The sequence below is a fragment of the Streptomyces sp. NPDC029292 genome, assembly GCF_055569295.1.
In genome coordinates, this window is sequence record NZ_JBVHXR010000030.1 from 84,518 (window position 1) to 95,799 (window position 11,282).

The 11,282-nt window shown below is 67.1% G+C and carries 16 protein-coding genes and 1 pseudogene; 11 read left to right on the forward strand and 6 right to left on the reverse strand.

Annotated elements, in window-relative coordinates; translation table 11 throughout:
* Window positions 1–179: 179 nt before the first annotated feature.
* From ACZ4WS_RS42785 to ACZ4WS_RS42800, 4 genes and pseudogenes are all read right to left on the reverse strand, one after another.
* Complete coding sequence (locus ACZ4WS_RS42785) at window positions 180–938, reverse strand: SDR family oxidoreductase (protein ID WP_467988835.1); 759 nt, start codon at window positions 936–938, stop codon at window positions 180–182.
* A 268-nt stretch (window positions 939–1,206) separates the two neighbouring features.
* Window positions 1,207–1,854, reverse strand: coding sequence for a cysteine hydrolase family protein (locus ACZ4WS_RS42790; protein WP_467988837.1), 648 nt, complete (start codon window positions 1,852–1,854; stop codon window positions 1,207–1,209).
* 413 nt (window positions 1,855–2,267) lie between these two features.
* Window positions 2,268–2,363: pseudogene (locus ACZ4WS_RS42795) on the reverse strand (IS5/IS1182 family transposase); the annotation flags it as partial.
* Window positions 2,364–2,489: 126 nt separating this feature from the next.
* On the reverse strand, window positions 2,490–3,161 hold the full coding sequence (locus ACZ4WS_RS42800; RefSeq protein ID WP_467988839.1) for a DUF998 domain-containing protein: 672 nt from the start codon (window positions 3,159–3,161) through the stop codon (window positions 2,490–2,492).
* A 183-nt stretch (window positions 3,162–3,344) separates the two neighbouring features.
* On the opposite strand from ACZ4WS_RS42800, the gene ACZ4WS_RS42805 reads away from it, so the two are divergent.
* The 11 genes from ACZ4WS_RS42805 to ACZ4WS_RS42855 all read left to right on the forward strand — a co-directional run bounded on the left by ACZ4WS_RS42805 (window position 3,345) and on the right by ACZ4WS_RS42855 (window position 10,456).
* Complete coding sequence (locus ACZ4WS_RS42805; RefSeq protein WP_467988841.1) at window positions 3,345–3,551, forward strand: hypothetical protein; 207 nt, start codon at window positions 3,345–3,347, stop codon at window positions 3,549–3,551.
* Window positions 3,552–3,616: 65 nt separating this feature from the next.
* Complete coding sequence (locus ACZ4WS_RS42810) at window positions 3,617–4,015, forward strand: site-specific integrase (protein WP_467988843.1); 399 nt, start codon at window positions 3,617–3,619, stop codon at window positions 4,013–4,015.
* On the forward strand, window positions 3,964–4,161 hold the full coding sequence (locus ACZ4WS_RS42815) for a tyrosine-type recombinase/integrase (RefSeq protein ID WP_467988845.1): 198 nt from the start codon (window positions 3,964–3,966) through the stop codon (window positions 4,159–4,161). Before ACZ4WS_RS42810 ends, ACZ4WS_RS42815 begins: the two co-directional genes overlap by 52 nt.
* 14 nt (window positions 4,162–4,175) lie before the next feature.
* Window positions 4,176–4,523, forward strand: a complete 348-nt coding sequence (locus tag ACZ4WS_RS42820; protein ID WP_467988847.1) for a helix-turn-helix domain-containing protein — start codon at window positions 4,176–4,178, stop codon at window positions 4,521–4,523.
* Window positions 4,520–5,830, forward strand: a complete 1,311-nt coding sequence (locus ACZ4WS_RS42825; protein WP_467988849.1) for a hypothetical protein — start codon at window positions 4,520–4,522, stop codon at window positions 5,828–5,830. Before ACZ4WS_RS42820 ends, ACZ4WS_RS42825 begins: the two co-directional genes overlap by 4 nt.
* Window positions 5,740–6,942, forward strand: a complete 1,203-nt coding sequence (locus tag ACZ4WS_RS42830) for a site-specific integrase (RefSeq protein WP_467988851.1) — start codon at window positions 5,740–5,742, stop codon at window positions 6,940–6,942. Before ACZ4WS_RS42825 ends, ACZ4WS_RS42830 begins: the two co-directional genes overlap by 91 nt.
* A complete protein-coding gene (locus ACZ4WS_RS42835; RefSeq protein ID WP_467988853.1) occupies window positions 6,939–7,592 on the forward strand; it encodes a hypothetical protein in 654 nt (217 codons plus the stop codon). The genes ACZ4WS_RS42830 and ACZ4WS_RS42835 overlap by 4 nt, the downstream gene beginning before the upstream one ends.
* Before the next feature lie 26 nt (window positions 7,593–7,618).
* Window positions 7,619–8,197, forward strand: a complete 579-nt coding sequence (locus ACZ4WS_RS42840; RefSeq protein WP_467988855.1) for a hypothetical protein — start codon at window positions 7,619–7,621, stop codon at window positions 8,195–8,197.
* Window positions 8,190–8,810 carry a hypothetical protein gene (locus tag ACZ4WS_RS42845; protein WP_467988857.1) on the forward strand — a complete coding sequence of 207 codons (621 nt, stop codon included), beginning with the start codon at window positions 8,190–8,192 and terminating at the stop codon, window positions 8,808–8,810. The genes ACZ4WS_RS42840 and ACZ4WS_RS42845 overlap by 8 nt, the downstream gene beginning before the upstream one ends.
* Window positions 8,807–9,226: a hypothetical protein gene (locus tag ACZ4WS_RS42850; protein ID WP_467988859.1), complete on the forward strand. Its 420-nt coding sequence runs from the start codon at window positions 8,807–8,809 to the stop codon at window positions 9,224–9,226. The genes ACZ4WS_RS42845 and ACZ4WS_RS42850 overlap by 4 nt, the downstream gene beginning before the upstream one ends.
* Window positions 9,227–9,802: 576 nt before the next feature.
* Window positions 9,803–10,456, forward strand: coding sequence for a class I SAM-dependent methyltransferase (locus ACZ4WS_RS42855; RefSeq protein ID WP_467988861.1), 654 nt, complete (start codon window positions 9,803–9,805; stop codon window positions 10,454–10,456).
* On the opposite strand, the gene ACZ4WS_RS42860 is transcribed toward ACZ4WS_RS42855, so the two are convergent.
* Window positions 10,419–10,793, reverse strand: a complete 375-nt coding sequence (locus ACZ4WS_RS42860) for a hypothetical protein (protein ID WP_467988863.1) — start codon at window positions 10,791–10,793, stop codon at window positions 10,419–10,421. The genes ACZ4WS_RS42855 and ACZ4WS_RS42860 overlap by 38 nt on opposite strands.
* Before the next feature lie 126 nt (window positions 10,794–10,919).
* Window positions 10,920–11,282 (reverse strand): RNA-guided endonuclease InsQ/TnpB family protein (locus tag ACZ4WS_RS42865; RefSeq protein WP_467988865.1); only part of this gene is annotated, 363 nt, incomplete at its 5' end.

An 11,282-nucleotide genomic window follows, 5' to 3' on the forward strand; every position in this document is an offset into this window, starting at 1 on the left:
GCCCTGTCGAACGGGCTGTGCCCTGTTCCAGCGTAGACACGCGTTCGATCAGGCCGCATGTGGACGCTCGCCCACTTCGCCGGCGGCGGATCACGAAGGGCGCCGGACGAAGCGGTGCCGCCTGCGGGAGCCCGCGCGCTCGACGGCCGACTGCGGCCTGGGCCGAGGGCCCTGGGCGGTCAGTGTGCGACGAGCTGCTGGCCGCCGTCGATGTCGTACGTGGCGCCAGTGAGGGCGCCGTTGGCCATGATGTGCAGTGCGAGGGCGGCGACATCCGCCGGTCCGACCACCCGGCCAATGGGCAGCGTCTTCCTCAACTCCTCGCGCCGTGCCTCGAGTTGGTCACCGAGGAGGGAGGCCGACAGCGGTGTGTCCACGAACCCGGCCGCGATGAGGTTGACCCGGACAGGGGCGACCTCCAGTGCCAGGTTGGCGGTCAGCGCCGGCAGCGCCGCGGTGAGGGCGCCCATCACGGCCATCCCGGCCGCGGGCCGCCGGCCGCCGGTGCCGCCGATGAACAGCAGCGTCCCCCCGGCCCTGACCTTCTCCCGGCTCGCCCGCGCCACCGCCAGCATCATCGCGATACGCCAGCCGAAGTCATGCCCGGCCTCGGCCAGGTCGAGTTCGGCGATGGGGGTGTACGACGGGCTGCCCGCCGTGACCATCACATGGTCGACCTGCCCGGGCAGCTCTCCGAGAAAGCGCTCCAGGCGGTCGGTGTCCTGGGCGTCGAACGCGGCCGTGCTCAGCGGGTTCAGTTCGTCCGCCGCCCGCTTGAGGCGTTCGGCGTCGCGCGCCACGAGCACCAGCTCGCCGTCGGCCGCACGCACCTGTCGCGCGGTCTCCAGACCGATGCCCGCGCTGCCTCCCACCACCACGACCGTCTGCCCGGCCAGCCCTCCGCGCGCTCCACCGGCTCCTCCATCGGTCCCATTCACAGGGGTCACCACCCTCAGAACACGGTTTCCGTACGTTCCTCCGCTCGGCCCGTATGATCGCCTCCACTTCTTCTGGGCGCTCGTTCTCCTGTTGTGCTGCCGCCCCCGCGCACACCCTTCCGCACCAATGGCAGCCCCCCGCCTCGCGGTTGAGGAGTTCGTGCCGCGCTCCTGCGCGCGCCGGGGATGCGCAAGATCCGTAGGCGAGCCGCTGAGGCCGACCAGCCCAGCGCCCGGCCAACCAAACCTGGATGCCGGGGATTTGGCATTACGGGGAGCCCTTGCCGGCCCCGCCTTTCACGATGTCGACGAACTCGTCTGTTGTGAGGATGGCGTGGGCGTACAGGGGCGCGTTGAGCTCGAATGTCGCTGTCATCTCCTCCCAGCTGAAGGAGGCGATGGCGTCGCGGATGAGGGTCACGTGGTAGCCCAGCTCCTGACCAAAGCGTGCGGTGGTGTCCACACAGGTGTTGGCCCGCATACCGATCAGCAGGATCTTCCGGATGTGGTGCTGCTTGAGCATGAAGTCGAGGTCTGTGTTCGCGAAGCCGCTCGAGGCCCAGTGCTGGCGTATGACGACCTCGTCCTCGCGAGGGTGGAAGTCGGGGTGCCACTCGGCCCCCCAGCTGCCCTCGGCAAAGGTCTGCTGGGTCACGATGCGCTGTTGGGTCGGGGACAGGTGGTCCCACGTGATGTAGTCGTTCGGCGTCGTCTGGTGGTGGGGCACGATGAAGACGCGAAAGCCCCGGCTGCGGGCCGTGGCGAGCGTGGTGCGCATGTGGTCGAGCAGGCCGACGCCTTCCGCCACTTCCTTTGCTCGGGGCCAAAGCTTGCCGCCTTCGGAAAGGAAGTCGTTGTACGGGTCGACGATCAGAAGAGCGGTTTCGTCCGGGGGGTACGGCGCTTCAGAAGTCATGAACAGTTCCCACCTGGTCAGCGAACGGATCGATCGCTGCTGGGATGCAAGACCGAGTGGACGGCCAGGACAGGCCCCAAGTCCTCTGGTGCAGACCGCCAACTCGAGCTTCAGTCTGTCACTCGTCCGGCTGAACGGCATCCGCGCCGGTGGTACCCAGCCAGGTGAGCTGGACCGGTCGTTGGACGGAAAGCCGTTCCAGCGTGATCGTCCAGCGGTGCGCGTCGTCCGGTTTGGATGCCCGCTCGCTCCTGTCCGTGACTCGTCCGTGGCCCGGAGATGGAGGTCGTGGCCTGCGGGGACCGCCCGGATGCGGTGCTGCGCAGGGACGCGTAGCGTGGACCGCGTTGGGTGGTCACAGCCTACGGTGGTCCGCGCTGGCAGCACGCCGGCCCACTGAGCCTCTTCCAACCTCACGTTGATGCGTTGTGAAGGACCATGACGGCCTTCACGATGTCGCTGATCCTGTTCGTGCTGGGCCGGAGCTTGCGGAGCAAGCGCCGGCCCTTCCGTCACCGCCGGACTCACCCTGCCGTGGAGCTCCAGGGTGGTCGAAGGTCACGTGAACCGGGTGAAAACGCTCAAGAGGGCAATGTATGGCCGGGCCTCGTTCGAACTTCTGCGGACCCGCATCCTCACCCAGTCGTGAGTGTCACGGAACTGCTCGTGTCCTGCCTGCGGGGTGCCTGGGGGAACAGACCGCGGGCGCCGACAGCCAGCGTCCACAGCAGGAGGGGAAACACTGCGACCCGCTCCATGCCTCCCATCCCCAGTCCCAGGTAGTGGTGGGAAAGGAAGAGCCCCAGGGCAGTGATCGCCGTGATTCCCAGCAGGCTGGTGGCCCAGCGCACTGGGCCCGGGACATCGTTCGACAGTCCGACTCCGGCCAGCAGAAGGCCGATGTTGCCCGTTCCCATGATGAGCAGGGCACCGAGGATGTGCTGGTTCTCGTTGACGTCCGCAGGTGCCACCCCGGCAAGCACGAATCCCAGACCGGCACCGGCCAGGAGAATCCGGGCCACGGCGGCGGTTGCACCTCGGCGCCACAGGGGCCCAGTCAGAGCGGCGCCGACGATTAGAAGCGCCCCCAGGGCGATGAACGAGACGTTCATAAGGTCGTGGTCGGGCGAACAGATATACCGCGGCTCAGGTTCCTGCTGCATGGCGCAGTGAGCATTACCTAAGTCACTGATGTTGTTCCGCGTCCAACTGTACGGTCTCACCCAGGCTGACTCTGTGATCCCGTGGATCACAAAGAACTGCACCGCACCCGCCAGCCACGCGGAATATCCGATCCGAGCCTTCACCTGTCCACCTTCTGCCGCACGATTCCCGTACGAGCTAGCGGATCACGTGGCTCCAGTCTCAGACACTCCGGTGAGCCCCCGAAGCTGGGTAGGGCAGACCCTACGAACGGGCGCTTCCCACGGGCTTCACGTAACCGCGGACAGAGCCCGTTCACGTGTACGCCGACACCAGCGAACCTGAGGATGCTCAGGCGGTCTCTGGCCCCGGAGATGGCCTACCGGCCCGGCGGCGTCCTCGCGACCAAGATCCATCTCAAGCACATCGCGGTCGCCACGACCGAGGGCTACAGCGACCCTCGGGAATTGCATCAGACGGGCGAGAATCCGCAGGTCGCAAGCTCAGGGCGACGAGCTGACGAACTCCAACGCTACTACGAACTAACGGCCTGAGCAGGCATGTTGCCAGATAGATCCCGCCTGATGCATGATCTGCCCTCCAGAAGGGATGGCCTGGAGTGGCGCATCAGCAGAAGGTGGCCCTGGCCGGGGCGGCTCACATGGAGCTCGTGTCCGGCGTGGTCCAACTGCGTCCGGAGGACGCGATGTTCGACGCGATGCTGCGAGGCTGGAGGGCTCAGCAGAAGTCGCGCGGGCTGAAGGACGAGACGATCGAGCCGCGGATGCGGCTGATCCGCCGGTTCCTCGAGTTCGCGAACGAGTACCCGTGGCAGTGGACGCCGGCCCACCTGGACGAGTGGTCGGCCTCGTTGACGGGCGAAAAGCATCTGGCGCCGTCAACGATCCGCAGCTACCAGGGCGACGTCCGACTGTTCACCGAGTTCCTCATCGACGCCCGCTACGGGTGGGGAACGGCCTGTGGCACTCAATCAGACATTCGTATGTCACGCATCTGACCGAGGACGGAATCGACCGTCGTTTTATCCAGCAGCAAGTCGGCCACGACTGCGACAGCTCCACCGCTATCTATACGCACGTCAGCGACGACTTCATGAACACTGCCCTGAGCAAGGCCCTGGCCCCGGCGTTCGCCGGCGTCTGACGAGGAAGGACCCGATGATGGCCGCCAAGCTCGACTACCACTGGCACCTGCGCAAGGTCATGGCGGACCGCGGGATGTTCTCCACCACCGACCTCCTCCTACCCCTGAAAGAACGCGGCATCACGCTGTCCACGAGCCAGGTCTACCGACTCGTCGTCGAGCGACCGGAGCGACTCAGCCTGAAGATCCTCATGGCCCTGCTGGACATCCTGGACTGCACGATGGACGACCTCATCGAGCCGATCGCCACGGCCGGGGCGGCGAAGAGACCCAAGAAGGCCGCCGCAGGCGGGACGGTCGCCTCCGAAGGTGTCGGCGAACTGCGGCCAAGGCGAGCCCGGATCACTGGAGTTGAGCGGTGACCGCACCTGCGATCGCCGAGGAAGTTCTCGCCGATCCGGTCGGCCTGATCGTGCGACTGGTCGGCAACGTCGAGAAACACCTGGACGCCGACCGTATCCGCGGCATCATCTGCACGCTCGTACGTACACGAGCCGGCCGCCGCAACCTCGCCCAGGCCCTGCACGACAACACCTCGCTGCTGCGGACCGGCAAGCCACCCGCGCCGTTCCGCGTCGCCAAGCTGCTGATGGCCCTGCACGAAGCGGGTGCCCAGGACACTGCCCTGCCTCACTGCGGCGAGTGCGGACGCCCACGCCCCTACGTCGGCAGCCGCTCGGGCGGACGATGGGGATGCTCACCCTGCTTCGACAAACCCGCCGTCTGCGTGGGCTGCCACCAGCAGCGGCGAGTCGTCAGCCGCGACCGCCACGGTCAGCCCCGATGCGCCAAGTGCCCCGACACCGACGGTGATCCGCTCAAGGAACTCACCCAGCTGATCACCGACCTCGACTCCGCGCTCGACGCGGACACCGTCCGGACCGCTCTGGAGCGGTCCACGAAGCGACCCGCCGGGCAGCGCCGGCTGGCCTGGGCCGTGATCGACCGTCCTGAGCTGCTGACCAGCGCCGGGCACGAGGCCCCGACTCCGGCGGTGCTGCGGTTCATCGGCGAACTCGTCGCAGTCGGTGCCACGAAGGTCGTCAAGCCGGCATGCCCGCGCTGTCATGGAGTGAAGGCGCTGTCGAAGCTCCTGGACGGCCAGCGGATCTGTCGGGCCTGTTTCGCCCGTCACGCGGCCGTTCCCTGCGCACGCTGCGGCGCCATCCGTGAACCCGCCACCCGCGATGGTGCCGGACAGCCGCTGTGTCCCAACTGCCTGATCCGCGACCCCGTCAACCTGGAAGTCTGTGTTGGCTGCGGGCGCCGTCAGCCGGTCGCAGTCCGGCTCGCAGACGGTGTCCGCTGCAACAACTGCAGGCCGAAGGAGATCAGAGAGTGCGGGCACTGCGGCCGCACCGCCCCTTGCGAGATCTCCCGGGCCACTGGGCAGCCCTGGTGCGAACGCTGCCAGCAACGCTGGGCGACCTGCAGCAGCTGCGACACCGTCGCCCAGGCCCGCGGCGGCACCTGGGAGGAACCGTTGTGCGCGAAGTGCAGCAACCCCGACCCCGGCTTCTGGGGACGCTGCCCCGTCTGCACCATCACCTGGCAGCTCAGCCCCCGCCCCTGTCAGCGATGCGTTCTCGACCCCAGAAGATCCGCGACCTCCTCGGTGACGACACCGGGGCCGTCGCACCTGAACTCGCCGCCTTCCATACGGCGTTGACGGACGCCGAGCGCCCTGATGTCGCGCTGGCCTGGATCACCCGAGCAAAGGCCCGGGACCTGCTGGAACGCATAGGCCGCGACGCGCGTCCTGTCACCCACGGCATCCTCGACGAACTTCCGCCGGGCAAGGTGCTGGCTCACCTTCGCAGCGTCCTCGTCGCCACGGGAGCCCTGCCACCGCGCGACGAACGGCTCGTCGCTCTGGAGAAATGGATCACGACAACCGTCCAGGCTCGCACGGACCTCGCCGAACGCCGGATCCTGCACGGTTACGCGGTCTGGCACCACCTGCGCCGGCTCCGCCGCCGCGTCGGCGACCAGCACTCCACGCGTCTGCAGGACATGAACGTGCGCTGCCACGTCAATGCCGCCGACAACTTCCTCGCCTGGCTCGCCGGCGAAGGTCTCACCCTGAGGGTCTGCACACAAGCCGACCTGGAACGCTGGATGACTGATCCCGCCTTCAGCTACCGCGACGAGACCGGCCACTTCGTCCGCTGGTCCGTACAGCATCGCCATGCCCACGGCCTCACCTGCGGCGCCGTCCGCTGGACCGGCCCACAGGGCACCATCGACAGCGAGAAACGCTGGGCGGACGCACGACGCCTCCTCAACGACGACACGCTGCCCACCGCGGACCGAGTCGCTGGACTGCTGCTGATCCTCTACGCGCAGAAGATCTCCACCATCAGTCAACTCACCGTCGAGGACGTCGACTTCACTGGCGAGACCGTCGCGATCACCTTCGGAACCTCGCCCGTCATCCTTCCGATGCCGCTTGGTGCCTTGGTCCGCGAGCTCGTCGCGACCCGACGCGGCAAGGCCAAGATCGGCACTCCGGACGACGCCCCTTGGCTTTTCCCCGGAGGACAACCAGGGCGTCCACTCAGCGACAGTCAGGTCGGTCTGCGGCTGCACAAGATCGGCATCCGGCCCCAACAGGACCGCTCAACAGCCCTGTTCACCCTCGCCGCCGAACTGCCCGCCGCCATCCTCGCCCGGATGCTCGGCATCCACATCCAAGTCGCCGTCCAATGGCAGAAGGCATCCGCCGGGGACTGGGCCGCCTACGCCGCCGATGTCAGCCGTCGTGTCCCGAAGAACCAATGAAGCTACCGATCACCATCCACCAAGCACGGCTCGGATCCATGGAGTTCAAGGTCATCCGACCAGCCCGGCCTCTGGTCCACGCAGTGCTCATCGACCACGATCGGCACCTGGACGCCTACCTCAACCAGGATGCCGCGCAGCGAATCGGCGGGCTATGGACGCTTGCCGCCTCGTCACCGCGCTCACTGGTCCACCTGCCGATGCGAGCCAACCAGTCCCCCTCCCTCGAGCTGCCAGAAGAGGGCACGCGGCAGCTTGATCTCGTGCTGCTGCACCACTCGCTCCAGTTCGCGCCCTCACGCTGGAAGGAAGTGCGCGGGCGGCTCGGCCCGGGGCGTCCGCAGACGGTGACGCTGCCCGGCCCAGGGCACACTGGCGAAGCCGTGATTGACCACGAGGCACGGCACTACCGGGAGAACCGGGATCTGTTTCACCAGCATCTCCACGCCGAGACCCTGTTCATGACCGGCAGCGCGAAGGTGTTCAGGGACACCGCCCGGCACTTCCTCGACGTCGCCCGGAACGGTCCCGGATACGTCCCCGTCCATCCGAGCTATCCGCACTTCTGCACCGAGCTCCACTCCAACGACGGCATTCTCGGCGACGCGCGCGAGATCCACATCGAGTACTGCGACCAGTGGGACTCATGACCCCGAGCGACAGGACCCCGCCGACCATGACGTTCAACGATCACCTTCAGCACCTCGTTGAGAGGGCCCTCGCATCCATCCCGGCCGTCGATGCCGGCGACATCTACGCCGTCTCCTTCCTCATCGACAACGAGGACGACGACCCTCGTCAGCCGACCCTGACGGTCGGCTACAACACTGAAGCTCAGGCCCGACGCAGCATCCAGGACGCCTCTGACCAAGCAGAAGCTCGCTGGAACTACGCCTTCTGGATCCAGAACCAGCTGACTGTGGTCGGCGACCTGACCAGCGACCCTGGCGGGGCCATCGCTCGCCAGGAGTGGATCACCGAACTCGGACTTTGGTACGAGGAGCCGACCGACCCCGCCGACTGGGTGCCAGTCATCGGGCCGGTCGCCGCGCAGATCGAGTCCCACTTCAACCGGACCTGCTGCCAGCTCGCCCGAACCCTCCATACGACCGGCGTCATCGAAAGATCTGTCGGCCGAACTGTGCCGGTGATCGTCCATGAGCTGGAGTACTACGAGGCGATCGCCCGACGGACCCAGGCCGCCAACCCGCCCGGCCTCGCCGACGAGTTCACCGCCTGGGTCCGCAATGGCTGAGGCATTCGGGCAGTTCCAATACCCGACTCCACCATTATCGCGCCCCGGCGGGGCCCAGGCCGAACTCCTGGCCGAGGTCAACAAGTACGAGGGCGACCGCAACCTGGACCTGGTCCTGGCCGAGTTCCACAACTACCAGCAGGGCATCCTGCCCGCCGGCCCCGGCGCCCGCGGCCTCACCGAGTTCTTCGCCAGTGTCGACGAGAAGCTTGAATCCGCCGCAGCACCGGCACCCCGAACCCAGCGCAGTGACCGGGACGTGCTGAACCTGCTGACCAAGCGCGCCAAGACCCTGCACATCGGACCGGCGAACTTCTGCTGGTTCACCGCCCCCTCCCGCGCGCTCTGCCTCAAACTCGCCGGCACCCCCACCGCCGACCGTCCGCTTATCGGCATGTGTGACTCGGCCCGTTGCCCGCAGGCCACCCACCACCCCTGTCACCGGCCCGCCTGGGCCGAGCACGCCGAACGCACGAAGACTTTCCTCGGCGACCTGGGCAAGACCCGCCGGACCGAACACGCCCGCCTGCAGCACGACTACGACCGGGCCCTTCGGGTGGTTACCGAGATCGACGCAGCCGTCACCGACCCATCCGACAAGGACTCCCCGTGAGGATCACCGCAGCACAACCGACCGAGAACGAGAACCGCATCCGGGCCGCCATGGACCGCCTCCTGCGCGGCGAGATCCCGCCCGGCGGCACCTGCGACATCAAGACCCTTGCCCGAGAGGCCGCCGTTGACCGCACCGCCTTCTACGGCACCCGCCCCTATACCCACCTCCGCGAAGAGTTCGAGCACCCCCTGCGGAATCTTCAGGAAGCAGGACAGATCCCAGACCCGCGCGCTGCCCGGCTGGCCCGCACCGAAGACGCGAATGAGGCCCTCAGCGAGTTCCGCTCCCGGGCCCTGGCCCGGCTCGCCGCCCAACACGAAGAGATCGTCCACTTGCGCGGCACCGCCGACACGGCCAGCCGCGTCACCCGACTCCCAGCAGCCCGCACAACCACGATCGGATCATGCAGTTGATGGCGAAGACCCTGGGCTCAGTCAGGTCTCCGAACGACACACAAGCTCAAGAACCGACTGACCCAGGCAGAGCAGAGCGTCGAAGACCCGGTCGCTGCGGCCCAGCGGCGAGTACCGCGAACCCTCCGCACAGGAATGGCAGGACTTCCTGGCCCACTTCGAGCTGCGGAAGGTCGCGCTGGGTGTCTGCGCACGCGACTCGGTACCCCCTGCGTCCACGAGCACGCCTGCTTAACCGAACTGATCTTGAACCGGTCCTCTCGGGCATCTGGGCCTCATTCGTTGACTGACGGTGACCATAGAAAATCGTGTATCGACGTGGCATTCGGCGTGTTGGCTTCGTTCAGCGCGTGTTCTCAAACCCGGGCTGGCCACAGGAACGTCAACTGGCCCCACCCGCTATCCCCTGGCGTGGTCCTTCTCGCGGCAGCGGCTGCGAGGTCAGTCGGCGAGGACGGCCCCAGGCCCTCATGACTCTTGACCTTGCCCAAAGGTGAAGGCCGACACTGTCTGTGGCGACCAAGCTGGCGAGCTGAGCGCTTGTCTCTGACCGAACCCGGATGAGAGGAACCTGCATTGGATGACGACGCTCTCCTGGCAGAACAGATGGCCTACTACAGGGCCGGCGCGGCCGAATACGACCGGCCCTATGCAGAGTACGAAGACCTGCAGAAATTGCTGGCTGTCGTCGATGACCTCCCAATTGCCGGGGATGTGCTGGAGTTGGCCTGCGGAACGGGCCAGTGGACCCCTCTGCTCGCCGCGCGGGCGCATTCGGTGACGGCTGTCGACGCGGCAGCCGAAGTGTTGGCCCTCGCTCGTGCGCGTACCGCATCCCCCACCGTCCAATTCCTTGAGGCCGACCTGTTCGCGTGGCAGCCGCCACGACGCTACGACACCGTGTTCTTCGCCTTCTGGCTCTCCCATGTCCCGCCGACGCGGTTACCCGACTTCTGGAACACCGTCGCCGCCGCGCTCGCGCCTGGCGGCAAAGCGATCTTCATCGACGACGGCCCCGCCCCAGCCGCATACGAGGAAGTCCTCGCGAACCAGCCGGCCCCGGCGGCGCTGCGCCGACTCGATGACGGCAGCCAGTACCGCATCGTGAAGGTATTCCACGATGCCCAGACCCTCACGGACGATCTCACAGCACTGGGGTGGTCGGTCCGCATCCGGCCCATGGGCGGGAACTTCATCGGCATTGCAGAACCGCCGACCACCCCAGGCTAAGAAGCCGCAACCGCGCCGGCATCCTGAGCCGTGCGGTGAGGATGCCGTGGCTGAGGTCAGCCAGTCTGTGCCGGCTGCTCGGCCCGTGCCTGGGTGGTTTGGCCTCGTCCATATGTGTCAGCTGCCGGATGTGCGTCGGCCGACGGATGCAGGGAAGTCGGGCATGCCGAGGTTGGTGGTGGGTGTGCTTGGCGGCCATCTCGCGCATCGAGGCGAGCTTGTCTTCAGCGGCGGCCACGCTCGTCTCGATGGCAGCGACCTCGCCGAGCCACCCCTGGTCCTTGGCCTCCTTCAGGCGGTCGAGGAGGTTGTCGTGGATCTCCTCGAGCCGGGGCATCTGGCCGGGATCGGGCCGGAGTTGAGGGCATCTGACACACGCCTCTGTCGACTACCCGGGACTGAAGTCCCGGGCTTGCTGCTCGGATCATCACTGGCGGTGATGGGTTCCGGCTGCGTCCAGTCCTCACGCGATGAGCGTGAGAGCAGGGGCCTGTGACTCGGCCCCGCAGACCCACGCCATCCACCCGCGTTGGGCGATGTTGTGGGACGAGTTCAGGTCGGCGTGCTCAACGAAGCCGCAGACTCTGCAGGTGAAGTTGGCCTGGGAGGGCCGGTTCTTTCGTTCGGTGTGGTGGCACTGGGAGCATTCCTGGCTGGTGTACGCCGGGTTCACGTAGACCACGGGGACGCCGGAGCGCTTGGCCTTGTAGCCGATGAAGGTGCCCAGCTGGTGGAAGGACCAGGAGTGCAGGGTGGCGCGTTGGGGCTTCCTCAGCCGTACCCGTTCGCGGATGCCCGTGAGTTCTTCCAGGGCGATGCCGCGTGC

Bases quoted from the DNA above. Each gene is read 5' to 3' on its own strand.
- ACZ4WS_RS42790 (WP_467988837.1), bottom strand. From the start codon at position 1,854: ATGACTTCTGAAGCGCCGTACCCCCCGGACGAAACCGCTCTTCTGATC.
- ACZ4WS_RS42805 (WP_467988841.1), top strand. From the start codon at position 3,345: ATGCTCAGGCGGTCTCTGGCCCCGGAGATGGCCTACCGGCCCGGCGGC.
- ACZ4WS_RS42820 (WP_467988847.1), top strand. From the start codon at position 4,176: ATGATGGCCGCCAAGCTCGACTACCACTGGCACCTGCGCAAGGTCATG.
- ACZ4WS_RS42830 (WP_467988851.1), top strand. From the start codon at position 5,740: ATGCGTTCTCGACCCCAGAAGATCCGCGACCTCCTCGGTGACGACACC.
- ACZ4WS_RS42835 (WP_467988853.1), top strand. From the start codon at position 6,939: ATGAAGCTACCGATCACCATCCACCAAGCACGGCTCGGATCCATGGAG.
- ACZ4WS_RS42840 (WP_467988855.1), top strand. From the start codon at position 7,619: ATGACGTTCAACGATCACCTTCAGCACCTCGTTGAGAGGGCCCTCGCA.
- ACZ4WS_RS42845 (WP_467988857.1), top strand. From the start codon at position 8,190: ATGGCTGAGGCATTCGGGCAGTTCCAATACCCGACTCCACCATTATCG.
- ACZ4WS_RS42860 (WP_467988863.1), bottom strand. From the start codon at position 10,793: ATGCCCCGGCTCGAGGAGATCCACGACAACCTCCTCGACCGCCTGAAG.